This is a genomic window from Streptomyces sp. NPDC059455, assembly GCF_042750115.1.
Classification (GTDB): Bacteria; Actinomycetota; Actinomycetes; order Streptomycetales; family Streptomycetaceae; genus Streptomyces; species Streptomyces endocoffeicus.
This window is the reverse complement of sequence record NZ_JBHYVB010000102.1, coordinates 13,427-39,446: the sequence shown is the minus strand read 5'-3', so window position 1 is coordinate 39,446 and position 26,020 is coordinate 13,427. Positions and strand designations below refer to the sequence as shown.

At 71.2% G+C, this 26,020-nt stretch carries 18 protein-coding genes and 1 pseudogene; 8 read left to right on the top strand and 11 right to left on the bottom strand.

From position 1 onward, the window contains the following. Positions 1-46 precede the first annotated feature (46 nt). From ACFXB5_RS30980 to ACFXB5_RS30970, 3 genes are all read right to left on the bottom strand, one after another. Positions 47-1,624 carry a class I adenylate-forming enzyme family protein gene (locus ACFXB5_RS30980; protein ID WP_385213866.1) on the bottom strand — a complete coding sequence of 526 codons (1,578 nt, stop codon included), beginning with the start codon at positions 1,622-1,624 and terminating at the stop codon, positions 47-49. A gap of 164 nt (positions 1,625-1,788) precedes the next feature. After that, entirely contained in the window at positions 1,789-2,394 is a 606-nt protein-coding gene (locus ACFXB5_RS30975) for a GPP34 family phosphoprotein (RefSeq protein WP_385213863.1), read from the bottom strand. Between the two features lie 95 nt (positions 2,395-2,489). Then, a complete protein-coding gene (locus ACFXB5_RS30970; RefSeq protein WP_385213860.1) occupies positions 2,490-3,824 on the bottom strand; it encodes a LuxR C-terminal-related transcriptional regulator in 1,335 nt (444 codons plus the stop codon). Between the two features lie 155 nt (positions 3,825-3,979). On the opposite strand from ACFXB5_RS30970, the gene ACFXB5_RS30965 reads away from it, so the two are divergent. Then, positions 3,980-4,888, top strand: a complete 909-nt coding sequence (locus ACFXB5_RS30965) for an NADP-dependent oxidoreductase (RefSeq protein ID WP_385213882.1) — start codon at positions 3,980-3,982, stop codon at positions 4,886-4,888. 28 nt (positions 4,889-4,916) lie between these two features. Here the strand turns inward: ACFXB5_RS30965 and ACFXB5_RS30960 are convergent, their stop codons facing one another. The 6 genes from ACFXB5_RS30960 to ACFXB5_RS30935 all read right to left on the bottom strand — a co-directional run bounded on the left by ACFXB5_RS30960 (position 4,917) and on the right by ACFXB5_RS30935 (position 15,302). Next, positions 4,917-6,383, bottom strand: a complete 1,467-nt coding sequence (locus tag ACFXB5_RS30960) for a glycoside hydrolase family 76 protein (protein ID WP_385213858.1) — start codon at positions 6,381-6,383, stop codon at positions 4,917-4,919. Positions 6,384-6,401: 18 nt separating this feature from the next. Continuing rightward, entirely contained in the window at positions 6,402-7,610 is a 1,209-nt protein-coding gene (locus tag ACFXB5_RS30955; protein WP_385213855.1) for a glycoside hydrolase family 64 protein, read from the bottom strand. 134 nt (positions 7,611-7,744) lie between these two features. Further along, entirely contained in the window at positions 7,745-10,582 is a 2,838-nt protein-coding gene (locus ACFXB5_RS30950; protein ID WP_385213853.1) for a BTAD domain-containing putative transcriptional regulator, read from the bottom strand. A gap of 178 nt (positions 10,583-10,760) precedes the next feature. Further along, positions 10,761-11,606: a BTAD domain-containing putative transcriptional regulator gene (locus ACFXB5_RS30945; RefSeq protein ID WP_385213851.1), complete on the bottom strand. Its 846-nt coding sequence runs from the start codon at positions 11,604-11,606 to the stop codon at positions 10,761-10,763. Further along, a complete protein-coding gene (locus tag ACFXB5_RS30940) occupies positions 11,603-14,923 on the bottom strand; it encodes a type 2 lanthipeptide synthetase LanM family protein (protein ID WP_385213848.1) in 3,321 nt (1,106 codons plus the stop codon). The genes ACFXB5_RS30945 and ACFXB5_RS30940 overlap by 4 nt, the downstream gene beginning before the upstream one ends. 163 nt (positions 14,924-15,086) lie before the next feature. Continuing rightward, a complete protein-coding gene (locus ACFXB5_RS30935; protein WP_385213845.1) occupies positions 15,087-15,302 on the bottom strand; it encodes a mersacidin/lichenicidin family type 2 lantibiotic in 216 nt (71 codons plus the stop codon). A 241-nt stretch (positions 15,303-15,543) separates the two neighbouring features. Here ACFXB5_RS30935 and ACFXB5_RS30930 point away from each other — a divergent pair, with 241 nt between their 5' ends. The 3 genes from ACFXB5_RS30930 (at position 15,544) to ACFXB5_RS30920 (ending at position 18,778) form a co-directional block, all read left to right on the top strand. Then, positions 15,544-17,709: a peptidase domain-containing ABC transporter gene (locus ACFXB5_RS30930; protein WP_385213842.1), complete on the top strand. Its 2,166-nt coding sequence runs from the start codon at positions 15,544-15,546 to the stop codon at positions 17,707-17,709. An 81-nt stretch (positions 17,710-17,790) separates the two neighbouring features. Beyond that, complete coding sequence (locus ACFXB5_RS30925; RefSeq protein WP_201855502.1) at positions 17,791-17,961, top strand: hypothetical protein; 171 nt, start codon at positions 17,791-17,793, stop codon at positions 17,959-17,961. A gap of 166 nt (positions 17,962-18,127) precedes the next feature. Beyond that, entirely contained in the window at positions 18,128-18,778 is a 651-nt protein-coding gene (locus ACFXB5_RS30920) for a TetR/AcrR family transcriptional regulator (RefSeq protein ID WP_385213839.1), read from the top strand. A 36-nt stretch (positions 18,779-18,814) separates the two neighbouring features. Here the strand turns inward: ACFXB5_RS30920 and ACFXB5_RS30915 are convergent, their stop codons facing one another. After that, entirely contained in the window at positions 18,815-19,732 is a 918-nt protein-coding gene (locus ACFXB5_RS30915; protein WP_385213879.1) for a triphosphoribosyl-dephospho-CoA synthase, read from the bottom strand. Positions 19,733-20,005: 273 nt separating this feature from the next. On the opposite strand from ACFXB5_RS30915, the gene ACFXB5_RS30910 reads away from it, so the two are divergent. Further along, positions 20,006-21,289 (top strand): DUF4158 domain-containing protein, encoded by a 1,284-nt coding sequence (locus tag ACFXB5_RS30910; protein ID WP_385213836.1) that lies wholly within the window; start codon positions 20,006-20,008, stop codon positions 21,287-21,289. Positions 21,290-21,301: 12 nt separating this feature from the next. Next, positions 21,302-24,262 carry a Tn3 family transposase gene (locus ACFXB5_RS30905; RefSeq protein ID WP_385213833.1) on the top strand — a complete coding sequence of 987 codons (2,961 nt, stop codon included), beginning with the start codon at positions 21,302-21,304 and terminating at the stop codon, positions 24,260-24,262. 61 nt (positions 24,263-24,323) lie between these two features. Here the strand turns inward: ACFXB5_RS30905 and ACFXB5_RS30900 are convergent, their stop codons facing one another. Beyond that, positions 24,324-24,860 carry a hypothetical protein gene (locus ACFXB5_RS30900; RefSeq protein ID WP_385213831.1) on the bottom strand — a complete coding sequence of 179 codons (537 nt, stop codon included), beginning with the start codon at positions 24,858-24,860 and terminating at the stop codon, positions 24,324-24,326. Positions 24,861-25,143: 283 nt separating this feature from the next. Here ACFXB5_RS30900 and ACFXB5_RS30895 point away from each other — a divergent pair. Both ACFXB5_RS30895 and ACFXB5_RS30890 read left to right on the top strand, forming a co-directional pair. After that, a pseudogene (locus ACFXB5_RS30895) lies at positions 25,144-25,230 on the top strand (integrase/recombinase); the annotation flags it as partial. Positions 25,231-25,546: 316 nt separating this feature from the next. After that, the gene (locus tag ACFXB5_RS30890; RefSeq protein ID WP_385213828.1) at positions 25,547-25,942 is read left to right on the top strand and encodes a hypothetical protein; all 396 of its coding nucleotides are present in this window, start codon (positions 25,547-25,549) and stop codon (positions 25,940-25,942) included. Positions 25,943-26,020 lie beyond the last annotated feature (78 nt).

Below are 26,020 nucleotides of genomic sequence, written 5' to 3'. Positions count from 1 at the left end.
GCCCGCGGGCACACCGGGACCTCTCAGCCCCGGCGACCCCGCGCCGTCACGCCGTCTCCAGCGGCCCGGTGACCCGCGACAGCAGCGCCCGCTTGTCCGGTTTGCCGCTCGGCGCCACCGGCACCTCGGTCACCACGGTGACGGTGGCGGGGACACTCGCCTCCCCCAACTCGGCCGCGACGAGGGCACGTACGGCGTCGAGATCCGGTTCACGACCCTCGGCCGGGACGACGAAGGCGTGCGCGGCCTCGCCGGTGCGCTCGTCGGGCGCGCCCACCACATACGCCTGGTCGACATCGGGATGGGCCGCCAGCGCGCGTTCGATCGCCCCGGCGTAGTGCACGATCGCGTTGATGATGACCACGTCCCGGGCGCGCCCGGTGAGCCGCAGAAAGCCCTGGTCGTCCAGGTGTCCGACATCGCGGGTGCGCACCCATCCGGCCCGTAGCACCTCCCGGGTCCGCTCCTCGTCCCCCCAGTAGCCCGCCATCGCCGAGTCGGTGCGCACCCATATCTCGCCGGTGGTCCCGGCGGGCACCGGCCGCCCCTCGGGATCGCGGACGTCCATCTCCACCCCGGACCACGCCCGGCCCACCGAGTCGTACACCTGGTCCGGAAACTCGGCCATCTCGTCCGGGGTGAGCAGGGTGAGCATGCCGGTCTCCGTCTGCCCGTAGCCCTGGTGGACCACCGGGCCGAGCAGCCGGGCCGCCTCCGCGAGCCGGTGCGGGGCGAGCGGGGACCCGGCCACCAGCAGCACCCGGAGGCTGGAGGTGTCCACGCGGTCCGTGCGCAGGACGTCCACCACATGGTGCAGCCGGGGCACGGTCATCAGACACGCGGTGATCCGGTGGCGCTCGAAGACCTGGGGGAAGGCGAACCGCGGTTCGGGGATGACGGCGGTGCCACCCCCCATCAGGCAGACCCCGAGATGCTCGAAGATCACCGCGCTGCTCAGGGTGCCGAAGAGCAGATACCGCTCGTAGCCCGCCGCGAGCCGCACGGTCCGCTCGGGCCAACGAGCGGGCTGCCAGGCCCAGTTGAGGGCGAGCGAACGGTAGCTGTGCGCACAGCCCTTGGGGCGTCCGGTGCTGCCACTGGTCAGCGTCACCAGGGCGATGTCGTCCGGGCGGCCCTCGGCGGTCAGCTCCCCGGTGGCCTTCGGGTGGGCGTCCAGGAGGTCCGGACCCAGCCGCAGCACGGTCACCCCGCCCGCCGCGTCCAGCAGTTCGGGGGTGGCACCGGTCTGGTCGGCCACCAGGACGTCGATTCCGTCGGAGAGGACGTACTCCAAATGGGCCGGGGTCATGCCGGGCCGCAGCCCCGTCACCCGGCAGCCCAGCGCGTACGCCGCCACCAGCAGTGCGAAACCCTCGGGCGTCACATCGGTGGCCACCGCCACCGAACGGCCCGGGCCGAGTCCGGCCGCCCGCAGCCCGTCGGCGCACCGGCCGATCAGCTCCAGCACCTCGCCGCGCGAGAGGGCGCGCGAGCGGTGTTCGAAGGCGGGCGGCTCCGGCCGCGCGCGGAAGGCGTCGAGGAGGGCCTGGGGGAAAGGTGCCGTGATGGGCCCGGCGTCGTGGTGGGGGGATCTGTGCCCGGACGCTCCGGCTAACGTGTCCATGTGCGGCTCCGTTCGGGGGTGGTACCCAATGGGACGTGGTGGATCACCCGACACGATACGGCGGCACGGCCCGCCCGCGGCCACGGTTGCGGATCGTGGGCGGCGCCGACGGCACCGCGCCTCCCCCGGCGGCGCCCGCCACTCCCCCCGTCACCGTCACGCTGTCATTGGCCGCGCCAGATGTTGTCGTAGGCGGCTTCCTCGATGGCCCGCCGCTGCCGCTCGGCCTCCAGCTCCATCACGGCGTCGTTGACGGCGGCGAGCACGGTCACGGTCGCGTCGCCGGTCGCGCCCGTGGCGTCTTCCGCGGGCTCCTCACGGATGCCGATGGCCGCCGCGAGGGTCGCGAGGACGGGCTCGTCCGAGGCCCAGCGGTCCGTCGCGCGGCGGCGGGCGGGTGAGTCGACCGGCACCGCCTGACCGGCGCGGAGCGGCAGCCAGCCGTGGCGCCGCCGGGTGATCTGTCCCGCCTCCTCCAGGACGTCCAGATAGGCGGAGGACAGACCGCGGCCCCTGCGCCACAGCCACTCGCCGACCGCCTCGTGGGGCGGCTGGCGCACGAGCGACGCGGCGGCCTCGTCCAGCAGGCGATCCCCGGTCGGCGGGCAGAGCCCCGGCACGATCCGCTCGTCCTCGATCGTGAGCGCCTCGGTGCCGAGGAGGTCGATCAGCTCGGCTCCCGCGAGCGCGAGCGACAGGTCGCCCCGCTCCAGGGGTCGGATGGGCGCCACGTCCAGAGTGACGATCAGCAGGTCCCGCGGTGTGGTCATCAAACGCTCCGCTCGCCGTTCCTCGCCAACGATACGTTCCGAAGCGTAAGGCCGTCCGCCGACGTGGCTGCCGGGTACGCCATGTCAGCGGCCGCTCAGGAGCCGGTGGCCCCCCATGCGTGGGCCAGCGCCGCCGCCTCGCCACGCGAGGTGACACCCAGCTTCTCCAGGATGTTCGCCACGTGGAACTTCACCGTCGACTCGCTGATGTGGAGCTCCTGGGCGATCTGCCGGTTGCGCCGCCCGCGGGCCAGCCGCTCCAGCACCTCCAGCTCGCGCGCCCCGAGGCCGTCCAGCGGATCCTCGCGGGCCGGCTGCGGCGGGCCGAGCGGCAGGTGCGGCGGGCCGAGCGGCAGGTGCGGCGGGCCGAGCGGCACAGTGGCCGTCACCGTGGTGCCCCACTCCGGGACCGCGTCCACGTCCAGCCGTCCGCCCAGCGCGGCCAGCCGCTCCCCGACCCGGCGGGCGTCCAGGGCGGTCCGCCTCAGGACGCCGGGGCCGTCGTCCCGTACGGTGGCGCGCAGCTCGCCCTCGCCGACCTTCCAGCCGATGTGCACGCGGTGCACCGGGCGCGGCGCGCCGTCCCGGCCCGGTCCCTGCTCGTCGAGCATGGCGTGCACCACGGCCCGCACCACCGCGCGGGCCGTATTGGCCACGTCGGCGGCGAGCAGCCGGTCCGCGCCCTCCTCGGTGCCGGGCGGGCCGAGGTCCAGCCGTACGGACAGGCCGCGCAGCTCCGGGCGGAGCGATTCGGCGAGCCGGGCGAAGGCGTCCCCGGCCGGCTCCTCCACCAGCGCCTGATCGCGGTCGGTCCGGGCGCGCAGCTCGGCCAGGGTGCTCACGGCGAGGTCGACCGCGCGGTCCCGTGCGGTCCGGTCGTCCAGCTCTCGGCCCCGCAACACGCCGAGCAGGGCGGACAGGGCAGCGCCGTGGGCGTCGACAAGCTCGGTGATGGCCGTGGCCCGCGCCGCGGCGGCGGCCCGCGACTGGCCCAGCGTCCCGGGCACCGCCTCGAAGGCCATCCGGTCGCGGTGCGCGGTCACCAGATCCCACAGGGCGCGGGCGGCCGCCAGGGCCTCGGCCGGGGCAGGGATCTCCTCCGTCCGTACGAGGACGAGCAGCGCGCCCCGCGCGGTGGCATCGCTGTGCACGGCCAGCACCGGCACCTCGGCACCGGCCAGCCACGCCCGGCCCTGCCAGGTTCCCTCGGCGGCCGCCATCGGGGCGATGGCGGCCATCTCGGCGCTGGTGATGGTGGTTCCGGGCTCGCCGGGCGGGCCGCCATGGGTCTTGAACGGTGAGTGCGGGCAGTTGCCGGAGAGCTCGGCCACCGCCCGGTGCGCGATCGCCTCGGAGAGCGCGGCGGACAGGCGCGGCAGGATCTCGCCCAGGGGCGCCCGGATCACATCGACTGCGGCCGTGAGGTCCATGTCCGTCAGCGTAATGGTCCCGTCCCGCGGCCCCGGCTGTCCCTCCGGCCAGGTGGAACTGGCCGAAGGAACAGCCGGGCGGGGCATGTCCCGGCCGAGGATGGCGTTGTCGCTACAAACGTGCCCCCTCGACAGGGCTGACGGGAGTGAGAATGATGAAGGCGATCGTCTACGAGGAGTACGGCGGCCCCGAGGTGCTGCGGCTGAAGGAGACGGAGGAGCCCCATCCGGGTCCCGGGCAGGTGCGGCTGAAGGTCATGGCCGCCGCCGTGAACCCCCTCGACTACAAGATCCGCAGTGGCTGGATGCCGCAGATGGGCCCCGCCGCGTTCCCGGCGATCCCGGGTGGCGAGGCGGCCGGGGTCGTCGACGAGGTCGGTGACGGGGTCACCGATGTGTCGGTGGGCGATGAGGTGCTGGGCTGGACGGACACCGGGGCCTACGCCCCGTACGCGCTGGCCACGGATGTCGCCCCCAAGCCGGCCGGCCTCGACTGGGAGACGGCCGCGGCGCTGCCCGTGGCCACCGAGACCTCGGCGCGGGTCCTGGACCTTTTGGGGCTGAAGGAGGGCGAGACCCTGCTGCTGCACGGGGCCGCCGGTGCGGTCGGCGGGGTCGGTGTCCAGCTCGCGGTGGCCCGGGGCGCCACCGTCATCGGCACCGCCTCGCCCGCCAACCACGAATATCTGCGTTCGCTCGGCGCGATCCCGGTGGCCTATGGCGAGGGCCTGGCCGACCGGGTGCGCGCCGTGGCGCCGAAGGGTGTCGACGCCGTCTACGACGCGGCCGGCCAGGGCGCCCTGCCCGTGTCGATCGAGCTGCGGGGCGGCACGACCGACCGCGTCGTCACCATCGCCGACCCCGCGGCCGCCGATCTCGGTGTCACCTTCTCCGCGGGTGGCGGCGGCCGCTCCATGGAGGCCATCGCCGGCTACGCCCGGCTCGCCGCGGAGGGCCGGCTACGGGTGCCCGTGGTGCGGAGCTTCCCGCTCGCCGACGCCGCCGAGGCCCATGCGCAGAGCGAGACCGGCCACAGCCGCGGCAAGCTCATCCTGCGGCCCTGATGAGCGCTGCCGTGGCCGCGGTCGTGGCCTAGGAGGCCGCGTTCATCAGGTCCAGTGCGCTGTGCTGTCGTGCCCCGTCGGTCTTGTCCAGCGGTCCTGACCAGCGCAGTCCGTACTGGTCCAGGGCGTTGCGATCGGAGGCGTAGGCGCGGTCCGCCTGCCGTTTGAGGTAGGCCGTGTAGGGGTGGTCGGGCAGGGCCGCGTTCAGCTTGGCCAGCCCCCGCACATGGGCACCCTTGAACGACGGGCCGTCGGCGCCGCAGTCGCCGGTCTCGCAGGGGTCCCTGAGGATGCCGTCGGCCGTGTTGAGCTGGGACGACGTGGTGGCGGCTGTGCCGATGCGACGGGCCGTGTCGAGCACGGAACCGTCGCCGGTCGCCCGGTACAGCTCGGTCAGCCCGCCGAGCAGCACACCCTGGTTGTAGGACCAGACCGCGCTGCCGTTGTTCTTGCAGGTGCCCAGGTCGATGCCGTCGTTGACCAGGTTCGAGGCGTTCACCATGCCGGTGCCCTGGAACCAGGTCCACTCCGTCCTCGCCCGCTGGAGGTAGGTGGTGTCGCCGGGTATCCGGTTGTGCAGGGCGGCGTTGAGCTGGAGGTAGAGGGAGTTGGCGATGGCGTTCTTGTACGTCTTCGCCGTGCTCCACCAGACACCGCCGCCACAGGTGGAGTCCCAGTAGGAGGCCATGTAGTCGGCGTCGGCCCGGGCGGTGGCCAGATAGCGGGAGTCCCCGGTGAGGTCATAGGCGGCCACCCAGGCCAGACCCCACCAGCCGGTGTCGTCGATGTAGTCGTTGCGGAACTGCCCGCCCTGCGCGCCGAGGTTGAGGTCGTAGGTGCGGGCTATCGCGTACTCATAGCTGCGCATGCCCGTGACGCGGATGTTGTCGATGACGGCCGTGAGGGCGTTGGCCGAGTTCCACCAGCCGGTGGTGGAGAACAGCCCGGTCCCGTTCGAGTAGAACGCCATCTGGGCGGTGGCGGCGGCCGTACGGCGGTCCCATGCGTTCCAGGTCGTACGAGCCCAGGGCGTGCACGCGATGTCGGCGCGGTCACCGGCCTTGCCGCAGGCCCGCAGCGCGCCGACGCCCTGGGCGCCCCAGTCGTCCACGTTGTACATCAGGGTGCGCCAGCCGCGCTGCCCCGCGGGGATGGCGGTGTTGCCGAGGCGGCTGCCCGAGGACCAGGTCCGGCCGCCGTCGAACGAGCGGTCCAGCCACACCTCGTCACCGGGGCTGCCGTTGTCGATGGAGGCCCAGCCCATCGCGTCGGTGTCGTCGAAGTGCAGGGCGATGGAGCGGGAGAAGACGGTGGCCGTGACGGGGGTGCGGCTCTGTGGGGCGAGCGCCGGATCGCGGGCGTCGCAGTACTTGTTGCACACGGTGGCGGACGGCGCCGCTTCGGCCGTGGCCGGGAGGAGTTGCGGGGCCAGCAGGGCGAGTGCTCCGGCCGCGAGGGCGGCCAGGCGGGTGCGCAGCGGTCTCTTGCGTCTCATGCCGTGCCTCCTCCCGGCCTAGTTGAAGGGGTCCAGGGTGATGGACGCCTGCTGCGGATTGCCGTCGTGGACGAGCGACTCGTGCTGGCCGACGTCGTCGAAGGCGAAGGCGTACGCCTTTCCGTCGGCCATCTGGCCGTGGATGACGCGGGCGTAGTGGTTGGTCACGCCGTCGGTGTAGAACCCGGCGCCGCCGGTGTCCGGCTGGTTGGGGTTGGTGAGCAGGGTCGTGCGGTTGTAGCCCGCGCACAGGGTCCGCGAAATCGGGCCGCGTACCTGGTCGTTGGGCGCGTCGAGGCGCTTGTAGCAGCCGAAGACGGAGTCGGAGTCCGGCTTCTGGAAGCTGGTGACCACGGCTCCCGAACCATTGGTGAAGTTCATGACGTCGCCGGAGACCCGCCCGAAGTACTTGACGTTCGGCCGGTCGGCGAAGGGCGTGACCGTGAGGGTGGTGCCGGTGTACTTCTGCCACACCCGGTTGATGTAGTCGTCCATCGCGTTGGCGGGCAGGGCGCCCGCCTCGATGCCGTGCCCGGGTGACAGGGCCCGCAGGACGGTGCCGTCCGGGCGGGTCTGGATGAGCTTGCCCCAGCCGCCGCCCTGTGCGCGCAGTGCGTTGAGGACGCCGTTGTAGCCGCCGGGCTTGAGGTGCCCGGCGGTCTTCGTACTGCCGTCGGCGCCCTGCACGCCCACCGCGTACGGCGCGGAGAACATGTCGACCTGGGTGCTGTTGATGTACAGCCCGGAGTCGTCGAGGGTGAACTCGCTCCAGTTGAACAGGATGTTCCGATTGGGGTCGGAGGGGTTCTGCACGGCGGGCTGCACCAGGCCGCCGGTGGTGAGCCTGAAGTCGATCTTCTGGCCGTAGGAGAAGTAGACCCGGCCGGAGAGCTTGGGGATGCGGATCGTCAGGGACTGGCCGTTGGCCGGTCCGGCGATCGACGCGTCGGGCGCCGGGGTGGGCGGGTTGCCACCGGCGGGCCAGGGGTGGAAGGTCCCGGAGGCGTCGGCCCAGCCCTGCTGCCCGGTCGAGAGCAGGGTGCCGAGCGTATAGACGTAGATCTGGTCGCCGCGCCCGGAGTTGTTGGTGAACTTCAGCGGGATCGTGCTCGGCACGGCCGGCCGGGCGGACGCCTCGGGGGCCAGTGCGGTCATGCCCAGGGCCAGGAGTAAGGCCGACGCCCAGCAGGGCAGGGTCCGGAATCGGGTGGAGACGCGTCTGGACATACGCCACCTCTCGCGGCCGCACGGCCGCGTCTGCGGGGGAAATGAGGAGTGCACATGAAGTGGGGGGTGCCGGAAGTGCAGAGTTATCATGGCAGTGAACATGAAACTGGTCTAGACATTCTCACGTGCCGACATCAGCGCAGGACCGGATGCGGAGCCCTCAGGTCCGCGGAGCCCGCCGGGTCGAGATCGTCCCGCTTGGCACGGAGTTCGTCGGTGTCCGGATGGCCGATCTCCAGGGCGATCTCAAGCGCCTGGCCCCGGGCGGCCCGGGCGGCGTCCAAGTCGCCCGCGGCCAGCTGGGTGTCGCCGAGATGGTTCAGGATCTCGGTCTCGTTGTACCGGTCGCCGAAGCCACGCACCAGGCGCAGGGCCCGGTCGTAGCACGTCACCGCGGCGGGGTACTCGGCCAGGTGGTGATGGGCGTAGCCGAGGCTGTCCCACGCCCCGGCCTCGGCATGCCGGTCCTCGATCTCCTGGTTCACGGACACCGCCTGGCCGCAGTAGTCCAGCGTCTGCCGGTAGTCGCCCAGTACGGCGTGCACCCATCCGACGTTGTTCAGCGCCAGGGCCTCCCCGGCCCGGTGCCCCGCCCGCCGATAGAGCGTCAGGGCACGTTCGTTGTGGCCGAGCGCGTCCCGGTGGCCGCCCAGCCGGCCGCAGACCCAGCCCAGGCCACGGTGGACATGTGCCTGACGGATGGGGTCACCCAGCCGCTCGTAGAGGTCGAGGGCGTGACGGAAGTGGCGGTGTCCCTCGTCAAGGCGGCCCATCTGGGTGAGGCAGCTGCCCAGGCCGCGGTGGGCGCCGGCCTGCCACGCCGGATCGCCGAGCCGCTGGGCCGCGCCGAGGGCGATGCGCTGGACGGCGGCCCAGTCGTGCCAGTGTCCGCGGTAGTCGAAATAGGTCTCCAGGTTCCTGGCCAGCCGCCAGGCGCCCGCGTCGAGACCGGCACCGGTCGCCAGGTCGACCACGCCCAGCAGTACGGCGTGCTCCGCGGTGAACCAGCCGAGGGCCGCGGTCTGGTCCGCCATCTCCTGCGGGCAGGCACCCGGCACGGCGGGTGGCAGGGGGACGCGGTCCCGGTGCGGGTCCAGCAGCCCGGCCGCGCCATCGGCGGTGTGCAGATAGTGCTCGACGACACGGCGCCGCGCACCCCTGCGATCGGCCTCGGGGTCCACGGTGTGGGCCAGTTCGCCCGCGTAGGCGCGGAGCAGGTCGTGCAGTGTGTACCGGCCGGGCGTGACCTCCCCGACCAGGTGCACCCGGGCCAGCTCGGCCAGCAGGGGGCGCACCCGGGACACCGGGAGACCGGCCAGGCCCGCCATGGCCGGGAGGGAGATGTCCGGTCCGGGATGGAGGCCGAGCAGCCGGAACAGCCGCGCGGCGTCCGTGCCGAGCGCGTGATACGACCAGGAGAACACCGCCCGTACATCGGTCGCGGTATCGCCCCCGCTGAAGACGTCCAGGCCGAGCTGGGTGTCGTGCAGCTCCGCGGCGAGCGTCCGCAGCGGAAACCGCGGGGTCACCGCGACCCGCGCGGCCACGACCGCCAGCGCCAGCGGCAGCCCCACGCACGCCGCGGCGATCGCGTCGAACGCCTGCGGATCGTCCGTCCGCCGGACCCGCCTCAGGTGCCGCTCCAGAAGCAGCCGCGCCTCACCGTCGGTGAGCGGGTCCACCACGCACGGACGTGCCCCATTGGCGGCGACCAGTCCGGTCAGGCGGTCACGGCTGGTCACCAGCACCACACAGCCGCCCGTGCCGGGCAGCAGCGGCCGCACCTGGTCGGCGTCGCGTGCGTTGTCCAGCAGGATCAGCATCCGGCGGTCGGCGATCAGCGACCGGTACAGCCCGGCCTGCGCCTCCGGGTCGGCGGGCATCTCCTGCGGATCCACGCCCAGGGCGCCGAGGAAGCCGCGTACGGCCACCGCCGCGGGCACCGGGCCGGCGGCGGGAGCGAACCCGCGCAGGTTCACATACAGCTGCCCGTCCGGGAAGCGCGGCAGGTTGCGATGGGCCCAGCGCAGCGCCAGCCAGGTCTTGCCCACCCCGCCGACACCACTGATCGCCGCGATGTCGAGCGTGCCCTCACCTTCGGCGGTCTCGTACAGGTCGTCGAGCGCGGCGAGTTCCCGCTCGCGGCCGACGAACGTGACCGGCGGTGCGGGGAGTTGCTGAGGCACCGGCCGCGATCGCCGCCGGGGCGTCGCGGGCGCCGTGACCGGGGCGAGGTCGAGCGCCGGATCCGCGGTGAGGATCCGCTGGCGCAGCAGCACCAGCGGCGGGCTGGGATCGAGCCCCGTCTCCTCGGCCAGCCGGCGCCGGACGCGCTCATGGTGCTCCAGCGCCTCGGTCTGGCGCCCGCACCGGTACAGGGCCAGCATCAGCTGTCCGGCCACCCGCTCGTCCAGCGGATGCGCCTCGGCGCGGGCGGCCAGCTCGGGCAGTGCCCGGCCGTGCTGCCCCAGCCGCAACCGCACGTCCATCAGGTCCAGTTGCCCGGTGAACCGCTCGGCCTCGAGCACCGAACGCTGAGCGTTGAACCAGGGGGTGTCCGCCCCGGCGAACGCCTCACCCCGCCACAGCCCCAGCGCGGTCTCCCACAGCGCCGCCGCCTCCTCCCCGCCGCCGGCCGCACGAGCCCGGCAGGCCGTCTCGCGGAACCGGAGCACATCCACCGCGTCGGTCTCCGCCGCCAGCCGGTAGCCGCCCTGTTCGCGTACCAGCTCCGCCCCCGTGCCCGACAGCGCCTGCCGTAACCGGGACACATACGCGTACAGCGCCTCCCGGCCGCGCCGGGGCACCCCCACCCCCCACACCCGGTCCACCAGCGGCCCCGTGGGCACCACCCGCCCCGCGTCGACGGCCAGCGCCGCGAGCACCAGCCGCTGCCGTGCGTGCCCCACGTCCACCGGCGTCCCGTCCTGCCACACCGTTATGGCACCGAGCACGCCGAATCGCGCCCCCATGCGTTTTCCCCCGTTGTGTCGTAGCCCCCGCACCGACCACCTGTGGATGACAGTCGGCGCAATACCGAGTCAACAACTCCCCAAGGTACGGGGAGGACTTCCCGGTATGGAAGGGACATCACGACGGGGAGCGCGAGCCGGACGCGGGGGGGCACCTTCTATCGCCCGGGTGCGCCCTTCATACGCTCCGGGCGGCCGGCGGCGCGCCGATCGCCTTCGACACCAGCCCCGGCAGATCCGCGAGGGAGTCCCGGATGATCGCCTGCTCCATGGCGAGGACGTCCGCTCCCGGCCTGATACCCAGCTCCTCGGCCAATACCTGCCGCAGCTGCCGGGCCGCACCGAGCGCGTCGGCACGGCGCCCGGTCAGACACAGCGCGATCATGAGCTGATGGCGGAAGGACTCGCGCAGCGGGTGGGCCGCGACCAGGATCTCCAGTTCTGGTACGACGTCATGGGCGTGTCCCTGGCGCACTTCGGCCCACACCCATGCCTCGGTGGCCAAGAGCCGTGTCTCCTCCAGCCGTACGAGTTCGGCCGTGATCGCGGGGAGGTCCGGCACATCGGCGAGCAGGGGCCCGCGCCACATGTCCAGGGCCCGCCGCAGCCCCTCCGCCGCCTGCCCGGTCCGCCCTTCGGCCAGGGCCCCGCGCGCCACCCTCGCGAGCGCCGTGAAGCGGTCGGCGTCCAGCTCACCGGAGTCCACCGCCAGCCGGTAGCCCGGCGGGCTGGTGAGCAGCCGGCTTTCGCACCGCACCGCCGGGCAGCGCTCCGGCGGGGGCGCGGGAAGCGCCCGCCTGAGCCGGTGGACGTACTGCTGGACCAGCTTGGGGGCGGACTTCGGCGCCCCGCCCGGCCAGAGCTGCTCCAGCAGTTCCCCGGCCGACACCGTACGGCCCGCGTTGACGAGCAGTACGGCCAGCAGCGCACGGCACTTGGCCTGGCTGACCATGCGGAAGGCGCCGTCCGGTCCCCGGATCTCCAGTGGCCCGAGGATGCGGTAGCGCACCGGTGCCGGGGTCATCGGCGGCCACCGTGACGAAGCGCGTCGCGTCCGCCGTCGGCTCCGGGGGCGGCGAGGGAGAGGACGTCGGGCACCCGGTCCGGTGCGGCCACACGCAGCAGTCCGTATCCGATCCCGGCCGATCCGGTCATCAGTCCGGGGGTGGTCACTCCCATCGGGACGCCGGGACGGACGTCCCCGGCCAGCACCCGGTCGGCCACCAGGCGCGCCACGCGGGGGCCGAGGTCGTCGGTCTCCCCCAGCGCGGGACCGGCCGCGAGCAGCGCCGCCACCAGCCCCAGATCCCCGTGGCACAGCGAGTCGTTGCCCAGTCCCGTGCGGACGCCGTCCCGCAGCAGGTCGCCGCGGACGGTGCCGGCCGCGATGCGCAGGTCCTCCGCGAGGAGCTCATGGACATCGGCGAGCCCCTCGACACCGAGCAGCGCCGCCCGGACCAGCCCGATACCGGCGGCACCGTGACACCAGGCGTCCATGAAGGATCCCCGTGGCACGATGCTGCGCAGATCCGGCCAGTTGCCCCGGCCTGGGTCCAGACCGTGGCGTTCGAACCGGAGCGCCTCCTCGCACAGCCGGTAGTGGTGGTCCTCGCCGGTCAGCTCGGCCGCGCGGGCCAGGGCGAGCGCGAAGCCGCTCGCCCCGTGGGACATTCCCAGCAGCGGCCGGTCGGGGTCGACCGCCGTCCGCCAGGCCGCTCCGCCGGTCACCTCGGTCGCCGCCTTGGCGAGTGTGGCGGCGGCGAGTCGCAGCGCGTCCGCGGTGCGCTCGTCCGGACGCGTCCGGTGGAGCGCGGCCAGGGCCAGCGCCGCCCCGGCCGTTCCCTGGACCACATCGAGTTCTCGGTCGCCCTCGAACCGCCCGGCCAGCTCGGGAACCAGCGCGGCGGCCGCGTCGAGCAGTTCGGGCGTGTCCCACAGGGCGGCCAGATGGGTGAGCGTGTAGACGGCGCCGCCCAGTTCGCCGAACCCCCCGATGCTTAAGCTGAAACGAACGTGACGGCCACGGTCGGGGCTGGTCAGCGAGTCCGCAAGCGACTGCGCGATGCGCTCGGCCACCTCCCGGTACCGCTGGTCCCCCGTCATCGAGCCGAGGTGCGCGAGGAACAGCGCGATACCGCTCACCCCGTCGTAGAGGCTGATCCCGGCGGGTCCCGCGCGCCAGTAGCGCTCCCCCACGACATTGAGCGACAGCCAGTGCGGGGGCTGGTCGTCGGTGCCGTGCACCGCGGTGTCGAGCAGTTCGTCCGCGAGGGCGGTCGCGGCCCGCAGGGCGAGCCGGATGTCGAGGGGGCGGTCGGGCAGCTCCCGCGGCCGGGGGGCGGTCGGCGTCCGGGTGCCGAAGGTGAGGCCCGTCAGTGACGCGTCGATGCACCACTTCTGGCGGCGCAGATCGATCGGGCCCATCCGGCGGATCTTGGCGCGCACCGCCTCCATCCCGGAGGTGGCCAGGAAGTCGCGGACGACAACGCCGTCCGCGTCACACAGGTCGGTGGCGGACGGCGTGGTGTGGTAGGTCGGCACATCGAGCCGGGCCAGCTGGCGCTGCTCGCTGGTCAGCAGCTCGATCCTGCCCGCGACGCCCCGATGCCCGTCCGCGAGGCCGGCTTCGAGCACATACTCCCAGTCCAGCGAGTCGCGCAGGACGTCCGGGTGCATCGACTCGGCGAGGATGCGGCTGTAGACCGAGGTCGGCCGGGGCACATGGCGCACGGCGTCCTCGGCGAAGGCGGCGATCGGGCCGTCCTCGGCGAGCAGTCCGTCCCGCTCCCGTTCGATGAGCCCGTAGGCGGACTCGAAGCCCTCCACCAGGGATCGGCGGTACCGCAGTGGATCGACGGATGTTCCGCCCACGGAGGCCCGGTTGGCCGCGCCGCCGATGGGCATTCGCTCGCGCACCAGCCTCATCTCGTCGGTGCCCTGGCCGGTGTAGGTCGGCAGCACGCTCGGTGAAAGCTGGCCGCCGCCGCCCGCGAGCCCGCTGATCTCCGCGTCCCGCCAGCCCGAGTCGTCCACCTCGATGATCCGCTCCGGCAGCAGCCCGATGCCCAGGACGGAGTCGTTGAGGACATCGGGCACCGCGCCGGCGATCCGCAGGACGGGGTCGGCCACCGCTCGGGACCGCCCGAGGAAGGTGGCCTCCAGGTCGACGAAGACGGGGTGCTCCCCCGCCGCGATCAGGTTCTGCAGATGGAGATCCGCGCCGCAGATGGCGTGGAACAGGGCCAGCTGGGCGCCTTGGCGCCAGAAGAACCGGTCGGCCCCGGCCTCGTCGGCGCACGTCCCGGAGGCCACGTGCTCCACCCATCCGTACCCGGGCCGGGCCAGCACCTCCACGGTGCGCAGCGGATGGCGCAGCCCCCGGTCGTTGAGCCGGGCGAGCAGGTCGTTGAAGTGGCGCTCGACGGCGACCGACCGCGGTTTGTAGACCAGCTTCGTACGGTCGGAGAGGGTGAACAACGCCACCGACCGGCCGCCGTTGTGGGTATCACCGGCGCCGAAGCCGATGTCCGTCACATCGCCGAGACCGCGCCAGGAGCCGCCGAACACCGCGCGCAGCCGGGGCAGATCGGCCAGGAAGCGCTCGGCGAACTCCTGTCTCACATCGATCCAGTGGCGCAGCGAGGCCACCAGTTCACGGGCCAGTACGGGGTATTCGGACAGGATCTCCAGCGCCCGCCCGGGGGTGCGGACAGTGGCCATGAACGAGGTGAACCGCTCCTCAGGGGTGTCGCCGGCCAGCTCCCCGGTCACCCTGGCCACGTTGAGCTCCAGAACCAGGGCGCGGGACACCATGCCGGAGATCGTTTCCAGGGGCGGTAGGAGGAGGGGATGGTCCGAAGGCAGCGCGGGCACCCGGCGCCGGAGTTCCCCCCGGGCCCAGCGCAGCAGTGGGAGGGCCAGTTCGGCCGGGCCGAGCCCGGGGCGGTGACCGTGGTCATGGCCGGGACTGTGGGTCGCCGCGTGGACATGGCCCCGGACATCGTCGTCGCCGTCGGAGGTGTGATGACGCCATGCCTCGGCGATCACCTTCAGCCACTCCGGTGCGGGCAGCCGCCCGGCGAGCGACTCCGCGGGCTCGCCCAGCAGGATGATCAGCCCCTCCTCGGTGACCCCCGTGGCCGTCCAGCGCTCCAGCGGGTCCACCCCCGTGGCGGGCCTTCCTGCGGAGAAGAGGATGCCGCTGCGCCACAGCTCCAGGCGGCGCAGCCCGTGCGCACGCTGCTCGGCGGTGACCGCCGGAGCGCCCGGCCGCCGGTCGTGCAGGGGCACGCCTCGCCACCACGTCGTCGAGTTCAGGATGTCCTGCTGCCGATTCCTCACTTCTCCCCCTCTTTTAACGGCCCTGTCCCTCTTTTGACGGCCCTGTCACCCGCCATGGCCCTGTTGCCGTGGAGACGGCCCGGTCGCGATCCGATCCGGCGCGGACCCCGTGGGGCCCGCGCCGGAATGGCTCATGGATCACCGCGTCCGAGGACGCACCGTTTCAGCCACAGAGCCAGTCACAGGTGAAGCAGGTGCGGCAGGTCTTGTGACCGCACGTCACCCAGGTGTCGGTGAGCCCCCCGCCCACGACGTTGTCCAGCCGCTGGTCGGTCAGCTCGATGGCACCCGCCGGGTGGGCGGGCAGCGCGGTGAGCTCCTCGGAGCTCAGCCCGGCGCGGAAGACCGGGTCCTTCCATGCCTTGGTGGTCCGGTTCATGGTTCCTCCGTTTGACGTGCTCGTATCGGTCCGTTCATGGACGTCACTCCGGTCGGCCCGGTGTGACACAGCCAAAACTGGGTGAGCGAGTTGGCCGGGAACCTTGCGAAAACCTTGTGCCGCCGCGTCTCGCGGTGCCGTCCGCGCCGGTCAGCGGCGAAATGAACCGGTGGTGAACCGGGGCCGAACCGGTGTGCCGCACGCTGCTGCGCCAGGGAACGCGGCGCGGGAGGAGACACATATGAGCGGCAGGCAGATGGGGTCGCGGGTGCCGTTCGTGGCCCAGATGAGCGAGGTCGAGTGCGGTCCCGCCTGTCTGGCCATGGTGCTCGGGACGCACCGCCGCAGGGTTCCCCTGCGGGAGCTGCGCGCGGAGTTCGGGGTGAGCCGCGATGGCGCGAGCGCCCGCCGGATCCTGGAGGTCGCGCGCGCCCACGGGCTCGAGGCCCGGGGGCTGAAGGTGGCGCCGGACGCACTCGGCGCGGTGCGCAAGCCCGCCATCGCCCACTGGGACGACCACCACTTCGTAGTGGTGGGAGGTGTCGGGCGCAAGGGGGTGCGAGTGCTCGACCCCGGCGAGGGACGCGCCACCGTCTCCCATGCGGAGTTCCGCGCCCGGAGCTCGGACACCCTGCTGGAGTTCGCCCCCGGCTCCTCGTTCATCGAGCGGCGCGGGCCCCGGGATTCCTGGCCACTGCGGCTGGTGCGCGACATGATGCGGATGGCACCGCGGTGGGCCGTCCTCGCGGTTCTGCTCTCCGGGATGGTGCAGCTACTCGCCCTGGGGTCGGCGTTCCTCACCAAGTACGGCATCGACACGCTCATCGGTGAACGGGCCGGGACACTCTCGGGTCTCTCCCTGAGCATCGCCGGTTTCGTATCGGTGTACGCGCTGATCGGACTGGGGCGGGCCGGAGCCCTGCTGGTGCTGCAGCATCGGCTGGACGGCGCACTCGGCGACCGGTTTATGACTCATCTGTTCCGTCTGCCGTTCGGCTATTTCCAGGCCCGGAGCAGCGGGGATCTGCTGGCCCGCCTCAACAGCAACACGGTGATCAGGGATCTGCTGACCTCACGCATGGTCACCTTGGTCATCGACAGTGTCTTCGTGGTCGGCTATCTGGTGCTGCTGTGCGCCTTCAGTCCCTGGTACGCGCTCCTGGCAGCGGGGCTGGGCGCGGCGCAGATCGCCATCGTGCTGGCCACCCTGCGGCCGGCCAACGCCTTGGCGAAACGGGAGCTGAGCGCCGAGGCCGCCGCACAGTCGGTGGCGGTGGACGCGTTGCGGGGCGCGGAGTTCGTGAAGAGCGCGGGGCTGGTCGGCACCCTGCTCGACCGTTGGCGTGGATCGCTGGGCGACTATCTGCGGGCGGCGCTCCACCGACGCCGCCTGGACGCCCTCACCGACTCCCTCACCCTGCTGCTGCAGGTGGCCTCCCCGCTGGTGTTGTTGCTGCTGGGCATCGCGCAGGTGCGCTCGGGTGCGCTGACCATCGGCTCGATGATCGCGCTCAACGCGATCGCGGCCGGGCTGCTCACCCCGATCGCCGGGCTGGCCACCAGCATGCGCTACCTCCAGACCATCGGTGCCCATCTGGAGCGGGTGCACGATGTGCTGGACGAGCGTCCGGAGGTCCGAAGGCCGGGTATCACCGCCCCCGCCATGGTGCGGGGCGAGATCGAGCTGCGCGGAGTGGGCTTCCGCTACGGGCAGGGGCCGTGGATCCTGCGCGACCTGACCCTGCGCGTTCCCGCGGGCGCGAAACTCGCCGTCGTCGGGGCCAGCGGCTCCGGGAAGACAACGATGATCCGCCTGCTCGCCGGGCTGTTGCGGCCGACCGAGGGCACGGTGCTCCTCGATGGGCGCGCCATCGAGGAGTACGACGCGGACAGTCTGCGCCGCCGCTTCGGCATCGTGACACAGGAACCCCATGTCTTCGGCGGCACCATCGGATCGAATCTCCGGCTCGGCCGGGACGACCTGCCCGACGACGCCCTCTTCGAAGCGCTCGGCCGGGCCGGACTGCTCCCCGATGTGCGGCGGATGCCCATGGGGCTGGAGACGCATGTGGCGGAGGGCGGGAGTGCGCTCTCGGGGGGCCAGCGCCAGCGTCTGGCGATCGCCCGCGCGCTCCTGGCCGACCCCGCGCTGCTGGTGCTGGACGAGGCCACGAGTCATCTGGACGCCGTGACCGAGGCGGAGGTGGCCGGTGAGCTGTCCGCGCTGGGCTGCACCAGGATCGTCGTCGCCCACCGAATCAGCACGATCATGGACGCGGACGAGATCGTCGTCCTGGACGACGGCCGTTTCACGGAGCGGGGTGGCCACGACGACCTGATGCTCGCCGGGGCCCGGTACGCCACGCTGGTGCACCGACAGCTCCCGGCCTCGCTCCGGCCCTCATGATCGCCACCGCGCCGACGTGGGCATTCGGGCGTAAAATGGGCCGCGTCCGCACCAGGAGGGCACGAGGAGCGGAGGCATCAGATGACCGAGGCAGCCCCCTCCCACACCGAACACAAACGGGAAACCGGCCACCCGGACGTGCCGTGGACGACCCCCTCGCAGGCCGAGGGCGAGCGCGACGACGAGATGGACACCGGCCACCCCGACGTACAGAGGACAACCCCCTCACAGGCCGAAGGGGAACGGGACTAGCCACCCCCTCTCGGCACCCGGGCCCGCGGGCCGGTTCTTCCACCGGCAGGCGGGCCCAGCCATGTGGCTCGGAGGCGGCGGCCGATCTTCCCGCCGATCTCCACGCCGGGAGGGTCTCCCGGGCGGAGCGGCCCCGGCAGGTCGCTATCCTGACCGGGGAGGCGAGATGGCACGCGCGACACAGACCACCGGGACACCCGGCACCGGCCGACCGGCGGCACGCCACCACGGCAACCGGCACGGGCGCAGCGAGCAGGCCCGGCTCGCGGTGCTGAACGCGGCCGACAACCTGCTGGTCGAGAAGGGCTTCGCGGGCGTCACCATGGAGGGCATCGCCACTCGGGCCGGTGTCGCCAAACAGACCATCTACCGCTGGTGGAGCACCAAGACCGACGTCCTCATGGACGCCTTCCTCCAGGACGTGGCCGAGGACCTGACCGTGCGCGACTGCGGCGACCTCGCCCGGGACCTGCGCACCTATCTGCGCGAGCTGGCCTGGTTCCTCAGCGCGTCCGACGCCGGTGCCGTCTTCAAGGCCCTGATCGCCCACGCGCAGCACGATCCGGCGTTCGCCGAGGACTTCCGGTCCCGGTACCTCGACGGCCAGCGCGGCCGCGACCGCCTTCCGCTGGAACGGGCCCTGGAGCGCGGGGAGTTGGCGCCCGGCCTGGATCTGACGGCCGAGACCGACCAGCTCATGGGCCCCGTCTACTACCGGGTGCTGGTGACCGGCGAACCCGTCGGTCAGGAGTTCACCGACCGGCTCGTCGACGCCTTCCTCCACCGCCACGGGCTGGCGGCACCGGCGAAGGACTGAACACCCGGAAGTCCGAGGTCCGAGGTCCGAGGGGAGTCACCGCCCGGACGGCGCCGTGGCAGCCGGTGCCGTGACGGCCGGTGCCGTGGCAGCCGGTGCCGTGACGGCCGGTGCCGTGACGGCCGGTGCCGGGAGGCCGTCCAGGAACAGGGCGCCGGCGAGCAGCACGGCGCTTCCGCGCGGCGCGATACCCCGCTCCCGCAGCTCCGCGTCCAGCACGGACAGAGCGGCGGCGCCCTCGGGCGTGGCCGCGCCGCCCGCCTCGAGCACGGTGTGCGCCCCCACCTTGACCCGCCGGAGGCCGGGCGGCCCCGCCCGGTACAGCGGGCCGGTGTCCTGGAGGGTGCTCATCACGGTGAGCAGCGCGTCCAGCCGCGCCTGGGTCTCGGTGGCGCCCGCCGCACGCGCCCGGGACAGGGCGTCCAGGGCGCGGCGCACATGGGGAAAGGCGGCCCGCGCCTCGCCACGCACGCCCGGCGCCCCATAGGCGGCGGAGACATACGAGCCCGGCGAGGGGCGGCGCGGTGCGCCACGGTCGGGGTGGTCCGCGATCCGTTTGGCGGTGGAGGTCATCTCCTCGGGCCCGGCACCGGGTCGCAGCGCGGCGGCCGCCACCAGCAGGCCGATCACCCACAGCGCGCCATGGTGGAGGGGGCCGGTGGCCGCGCCGCCACCGGCCCGTGCCATCGTCCACTCGGCGCAGCGGCCGATGGCACCCAGTTCCTCGCGCAGCGCCCGGGTCGGCTCCCCGGGACGGCGGGCGGCGGCGGCCATGGCCGCGAACCCGGGCGTCAGCGCCTTGGCCGACCAGCGCAGAGCGAGCAGATCCGCGCCGGTGGCGCGGGCCTGGAGATCGCGGGTGTCGGCGAGGCCCGGTTTGGGCGTGAGCTCCGCCTGGGCGATCAGGGCGAGCACGGCGGCCCGTGCCAGTGCCTCATCCGTGGAGCGCGTCATCGGCATGCCCGGAGGCTAGACGGCGAACCTTTGACGGACATGAGGCGTTCCTGTGGGAGGGCAGCCGGAATACGCCGGAAACGTGCCGTAGGCCGTCTGCGGTGGTGATCTGAAGCTCGCTGGCCCACCGGCGGGTCACCCGTTCGTGGGTTTTTCTGATGATTCGCGGCGGGGTGCCTGGATGGCTTCTTCCCTGGTCATGTGCTTGTGGTGTCTGTGATCGGCTCGGCTGCGTGCGCTCCGTACGGGTGAGCGGCCGGGATCATGCGGCGCATGGCTTCGGTGGAACGTACCGCGTACCCGCGGTTCAAGCGCACGATCTCCTCTCGCGAGTTACATGAGGCGTTCACCCCCGGCACGGCCGAGATGGCGTGGGCGCGAGGCAAGGCGCGTTCGCCGGAGCATCTGCTGGCACTGGTGGTGATGCTGAAGAGCTACCAGAAGCTGGGCTACTTCCCGGATCTGGTCGAGGTGCCGGAGCTGGTGGTCGGGCATGTGCGCGGTCTGCTGGAGCAGGACGAGAGCGTGTCGCCGCGGCACGACTCGGTGCTTACGGCCGCGCGGCAGCGGGACTTCATCCGTGAACGGCTCGGCGTGGTCTACGACATGGATAAGGCCCGCCAGGTCGTCGCGGCGGCGATTCGGGAGGCCGTGCAGACCAAGGACAATCCGGCCGACCTGATCAACGTGGCGCTGGAGAAGCTGGTTAGGGCGAGGATGGAGCTGCCCGGCTACAGCACGCTGGACGAGATGGCCTCAGCGATCAGGACCGAGGCGAACGAGGACTTCTTCGCGGCGATCGTGTCGCGGATCGATGAGGTCGACCGCGCCCGGCTGCTGGGACTGCTGCGGGTGCCCGCGGGCGGTCGCAGCAGGTTCGACGAGCTGAAGCGCCCGGCGAAGGCGCCGACGGTCTCCCATCTGCGCGAACACCTGGCCCACCTGGACAGGCTGGAAGCGCTGGGGTCGACGGCGACGTGGCTTGAGGGGGTGCCGCCGGGGAAGGTGGAGCACTTCGCCGGGCAGGCGAAGGTGCTGGACGCCGCCGAGATGTCCAAGGTCGGCGTGGTGAAGCGGTGTGCTCTGCTGGCGAGTCTGCTGCACATGGCGAAGGTGCGCGCGAGGGACGAGCTGGTGACGATGCTGTGCAAGCGCATGGGGTCGATCACGAAGAAGGCGAAGGAGGATCTGGAGAAGATCCGTGAGCGGCACGGGGCGGAGTCCGAGCGGCTGATCGCGGTGCTGGGTGAGGTGCTGGAGGCGGCCAAGGACGCGGTCGGCTTCGACGGCGAGTCGGTCAACCTGCCCACGAGCGTCCGCAAGCAGAACGCGGTGCACGCCGAGTGCGGCCGAGCGGTGCTGGAGCGGCTGGAGAAGGCCGGCGGGCTGGCCAAGCTCTCGGAGGACCACGAGCTGGTCTCCGCCCATCACGGCGACAACTACGCGCCGCTGATGCGGCGGCACTTCCGCAGCCACCGCAAGGTCCTGCTCGACCTGACCGAGACCTTGTCGATGGTCGCCACCTCCACCGACGACACGGTGCTCCAGGCGGTGTAGTTCTGCCAGGCCATGCGGCACCGCGGCAGCCAGTGGGTGCCGGTGACCTACACCGTCACCCAGGAGGACGGCACCGAGAAGACGAAGACGGTCGCGGCCGACTTCGCCTCGCAGATGTGGCAGCGCATCCTGTTCGACAAGCACAAGCCGGGGAAGATCAACCGGCGGCACTTCGAGGTGTGCACCCTCTTCTACCTCACCCAGGAGCTGCGGACCGGAGACGTGGCGGTCATCGGCTCACAGTCGTACGCCAACCTGCACGACCAACTGCTGTCCTGGCAGGCGTGCGAGCCGCTGGCCGCCGACTACTGCGAGCAGGCCGGACTACCCTCCACCGCCCCGGCGTTCACCGCGGCACTGAAGCAGAAGCTCACCCAGGTGGCCGCGAAGGTGGACGCCGGATACCCGGACAACGCGGACCTGACCATCGACACCGCGTCGGGGAAGATCGTGCTCACCCCGCGCAAGGGCAAGGACCGCCGCAAGTCCGCGCAGGACCTGGAGGCGGAGATCCTGCGCAGGCTGCCCGAGTGGAGCCTGCTCGACGTGCTCGCCCGCACCGCGTACTGGATCCAGTGGTGGCGGCACTTCGGCCCGGCCTCCGGAAGCGATCCGAAGATCCGCGACAAGCTCGCCCGCTACGTCCTGGCGGTCTTCTGCTACGGGACGAACGCAGGCCCCGCGCAGGTCGCGCGGCACATGCGGCAGAAAGTCTCGGTGCACGAACTGTCCCTGGCAGGCAACCAGCACATCACCGCGGAGAAGCTGAACGCCGCCTCGGCGGACGTCATCGACATGTTCATCCAGCTCGACCTGGCACACGTGTGGGGCGATGTCGGCAAGGCCGGAATCGACGGCTCCCAGTACGACACCTGGGAAAACAACATGCTCGCCGAGTCCCACATCCGGTACGGGGGATTCGGCGGCATCTCGATGAGACACGTGTCCGACACTTACATCGCGCTCTTCAGCCACTTCATCCCATGTGGAGTGTGGGAGGCGGTGTATCTGTTCGAGGGCCTGCTGAAGAACCAGTCCGAGGTGACCGTCGACATCGTCCACGGGGACACGCAAGGCCAGTCCCTGCCTGTCTTCGGGCTCGCGCACATGCTCGGCGTGGAGCTGCTGCCGCGCATCCGCAGCTGGAAGGACCTGACCTTCTACCGGCCCAGCCCGACGGTGACATACCAGCATATCGACCCACTGTTCGGCGACCCCGAGAAGGACGTCATCAACTGGCGCCTGATCGAGAACCACTGGCAGGACCTCATGCGCGTAGTGCTGTCGATCCGAGAGGGCCGGCTGTCCTCGGCCGCGCTCCTGCGCAGGCTCGGCAACGAGTCCAAACGCAACCGTATCTACCAGGCGTACCGCGAGCTCGGCCGGGTCATGAGGACGATCGTGCTCCTCAGATTCCTATCGGAACCCGAGCTGCGCGAATCGATCCAGGCGATGACGAACAAGGTCGAGGCGTTCCACAAGTTCAGCAACTGGCTGATGTTCGCCTCCGACGTGCTCCAGGACAACGACCCGGACCACCAGGAGAAGGCCATCAAGTTCAACGAGCTGCTGGCGAACTGCCTCATTGTTCATACCGCCGTGGACATCACGAAGGTGGCCAACGACCTCATCGAAGAGGGCTGGGAGGTGGACCCGGTGGACCTGGCCACCGTCACCCCGTACATCACCAGCAAGACCCGCCGCTTCGGAACATGGCACCTGGGACATGGAGCCGCCCGAGAACGAAGCGGTGGGGCGGCTGCGGATGGCCGCCTGACGTCTTCGAGCCGGAGGGCCGGTTTCCCCAGCCGGAGGCGCCACTTGACCGCCGGGCCCACGAGCCCGATCCGGCCATCCTCGACACAGGCCACCGCCCCCAAGTGTGGTTCCCATCCCGCCAGGGAATTCGACATGTGCGCATGTGCACCGAGTGTGCTCTTGCACACAGTCAGTGATGCAAACGATCAAGGGCTCACGGGGAGAGGAATGCTGATCGAGACGGCTTTCAGTACACGGGATGTGCTCGCGCCCGACAGGTTCTCCTGTTGGCGCGAGCACATCTCCCAGACGTACGTGCCGATGGACGTCGAAGGTGACCGCACAGCGGACACCACGGTGTCGCAGCGCATCCTGGCGCTGGGAGCCGTGCAGCTGTGGACGATGGAACACTCACCGATGACACTGCGGCGAACGCAGAAGCTGATCCAGCAGTCCGACCCCGAGCTCTACCATCTCTCGCTCAACCTACGCGGGACGATGGAACTCACCAGCCCCGGTCACGAGGCCGAATACGAACCGTACGACCTGGTTCTCCACGACACCTCGCGCCCCCACCTCATACGGGCGACCACCAGCCACGGCGAGGACACGATCCTGGGAACAGGACTCTTCATCCCCCGGAAACTGCTGCCACTGCCGGAGAAGGCGATCGACTCATTGATCATGCGACGGTTATCGGGGCGGGAGGGTATCGCAGCGCTGCTCGCCCAGTTCCTCACCCAGGTGACCCGGGATTCCAGTTTCTACCGGCCCGACGACGGACCCCGACTGGGAACGGTCGCGGTGGACCTGCTGTCCGCACTGTTCGCCCGCGCGCTCGACGCCGGCGACTCGCTCCCGCCAGAGAGCCACCAGCAGGCTCTGGTTTTACGCATCCGGGCGTTCATCCAGGCAAACCTGCATGATCCGCAACTGACGCCGCCCGCAATCGCCGCCGCACACCACATCTCCACCAGCTACCTTCACCGCCTCTTCCAGCATGAAGAGGAAACGGTCACGGCGTCGATCCGCCGCCAGCATCTGGAACGAGCCTCTCATGACCTCGCGGACCCAACTCAGCGCACCACCCCCATCCACACCATCGCCGCCCGCTGGGGCTTCCCTCGCGCCGCCGACTTCACCCGCGCCTACGGCATGCCGCCCAAGGACTACCGCAACCACAGCAAACGGCATTGCCGGGTAGACTGCTGTTGATCAGCTTCTGGGCCACCGGATAAGCCACTGGGGGCGCTGAGGCACTTTTCGTCTTACGTTCCTATGCAGTAGGCGTGCCGTCGGAGATCGACAGCCACGGGCTCCAGTCGGAACAATTAATCCAACCGATGTCGTTGCTGTAGTTACGTAGACAGACTTTGAAGCGCAGAGAACCCGTCTCGGCGAAGTTGTAGTTGCAGTCAGTCCAGTCGTTGGTCGGCCCGTTGGTCGCCTTGCACTCGCCGGAGCGGCCATAATCGGTCTCCCAGCGGGTGACGGCACTCCTGCCGTCGTTATCCAGGTCTGCCACTCCGATATAATCACCGTCGGCCAAGAAGGCGCCCATGCCCGCGTTGTCAGATGTGGACAGCCTGCTTGGATAGTGGGGATAGTCAACGGCGTAGGTGGGAGAAGCCGTGGCTAGTATGCCTGTTGCAGCAGCTAGTAAGGTGCCGACTTTCTTCAACACGGTATGCCCTTCAGTGGTGATGTGCCGACTGCGCTCCGAAAAGGAATCTCCCTCTGCCTCGCGCTGGGGAAATTCCCTCACGAAGGAACCGCTTGCAGTTTCGTTGCCAGCGCGCGGGCGCATCGCCATACGCTGGTATGGCTCCCGCTCACTGGCGTACGCATTTCATGGTAGATGGCAGCGCTATGGATTTCGTTAGCGCTGAGTGCACACCTACTTGGCGATGCGTCTACTCCGCGACGCGCCGGCTTGGTGTCGGCGCTCCGTGAGTGGGATGCCGTAGGCGTGCGACAAGCGCGGGTGAAGGCTCTTTTCTCGTATAGCTACTGGTGAGCTCGCGTATCCAACTGTTGCGAGTTCTCCGTGGGGTCCAGCTGGCCGGTGACCGTGTGTGGTTGCAAGACCGCCGATGCTCGGCGAGGCCCGGCCCCTGGCATCGGTGGCGGACGACGATGTTGGAGAGGCCCTCGAACTGCTCTGGGGCACCGTGGCGGTGAACGTCTGAAACTCCCCGCCTGGCGGCCCTGTTCTCGTATAGCTACGGCGAACGGGCGTGTAGCGCTGTGTAATGCTCGGGGCTGCGTTCGCCGTGAGGGGGTGCCGGTGCAGCGGTTGGCGGTAGCGACGGTTCCGTTTCGAGGTCGCCTTATCAGACTTCCGTGGCCTGATGGCTCGTCAGGGTGCTGCCGCAGTAAATGCCGGATTTACTGCGGCGGAGTCCCTACCGTGATCATCGCGACCTGCGGCGGACGGGTCCGGCCGCCGGGGTGAGGTGTACGCATTTACTGCGGAAGTACTGGAAGGGCGGGGCGGGCGTGGCGATCGAACCAGTGACCGAACTGGGAGCCGGGGGCGCGTTGCGTGTGCCGCGCGCCCGGGTGGTGCCCCTGTCCGCCGCTCCGGCGTCGTACACCGCGGCGGTCGAGCGGTACCTCACCGGCGCCGGCATCGCAAAGTCCTCCGCCCGGATCTACCGGATCTCGCTGACGACATGGGGATGGATGCTCGCCGGCGAACCCGCGCCGACCGGACCCACCCGCCGCGGCGCGAAGCCGCCCGCCGTCCCGGTCGCGGTCATCGACGATCCCGCGCTGCCGGAGGTGCTGGCCGAACTCGCGGCGGCCCGCGCGGACGAGATGGACGCCGACACCGTCAACCGGGAGCTGGCCATCGCGCGCAAGGCGATCGGCTGGTGGCAGCGACAGGGCTGAATCGAATGCGATCCGACGATCGGCATCGAGCGGCGGCCGGCTCCGCCGGTCCGCACCAATGCCCTCGCGGAAAACCAG

Excerpts from the sequence above, each read along its gene's own strand:
- ACFXB5_RS30980 (WP_385213866.1), bottom strand. The coding sequence starts at position 1,624 with ATGGACACGTTAGCCGGAGCGTCCGGGCACAGATCCCCCCACCACGAC.
- ACFXB5_RS30975 (WP_385213863.1), bottom strand. The coding sequence starts at position 2,394 with ATGACCACACCGCGGGACCTGCTGATCGTCACTCTGGACGTGGCGCCC.
- ACFXB5_RS30970 (WP_385213860.1), bottom strand. The coding sequence starts at position 3,824 with ATGGACCTCACGGCCGCAGTCGATGTGATCCGGGCGCCCCTGGGCGAG.
- ACFXB5_RS30965 (WP_385213882.1), top strand. The coding sequence starts at position 3,980 with ATGAAGGCGATCGTCTACGAGGAGTACGGCGGCCCCGAGGTGCTGCGG.
- ACFXB5_RS30960 (WP_385213858.1), bottom strand. The coding sequence starts at position 6,383 with ATGAGACGCAAGAGACCGCTGCGCACCCGCCTGGCCGCCCTCGCGGCC.
- ACFXB5_RS30955 (WP_385213855.1), bottom strand. The coding sequence starts at position 7,610 with ATGTCCAGACGCGTCTCCACCCGATTCCGGACCCTGCCCTGCTGGGCG.
- ACFXB5_RS30950 (WP_385213853.1), bottom strand. The coding sequence starts at position 10,582 with ATGGGGGCGCGATTCGGCGTGCTCGGTGCCATAACGGTGTGGCAGGAC.
- ACFXB5_RS30945 (WP_385213851.1), bottom strand. The coding sequence starts at position 11,606 with ATGACCCCGGCACCGGTGCGCTACCGCATCCTCGGGCCACTGGAGATC.
- ACFXB5_RS30935 (WP_385213845.1), bottom strand. The coding sequence starts at position 15,302 with ATGAACCGGACCACCAAGGCATGGAAGGACCCGGTCTTCCGCGCCGGG.
- ACFXB5_RS30930 (WP_385213842.1), top strand. The coding sequence starts at position 15,544 with ATGAGCGGCAGGCAGATGGGGTCGCGGGTGCCGTTCGTGGCCCAGATG.
- ACFXB5_RS30925 (WP_201855502.1), top strand. The coding sequence starts at position 17,791 with ATGACCGAGGCAGCCCCCTCCCACACCGAACACAAACGGGAAACCGGC.
- ACFXB5_RS30920 (WP_385213839.1), top strand. The coding sequence starts at position 18,128 with ATGGCACGCGCGACACAGACCACCGGGACACCCGGCACCGGCCGACCG.
- ACFXB5_RS30915 (WP_385213879.1), bottom strand. The coding sequence starts at position 19,732 with ATGACGCGCTCCACGGATGAGGCACTGGCACGGGCCGCCGTGCTCGCC.
- ACFXB5_RS30910 (WP_385213836.1), top strand. The coding sequence starts at position 20,006 with ATGGCTTCGGTGGAACGTACCGCGTACCCGCGGTTCAAGCGCACGATC.
- ACFXB5_RS30905 (WP_385213833.1), top strand. The coding sequence starts at position 21,302 with ATGCGGCACCGCGGCAGCCAGTGGGTGCCGGTGACCTACACCGTCACC.
- ACFXB5_RS30900 (WP_385213831.1), bottom strand. The coding sequence starts at position 24,860 with ATGGCGATGCGCCCGCGCGCTGGCAACGAAACTGCAAGCGGTTCCTTC.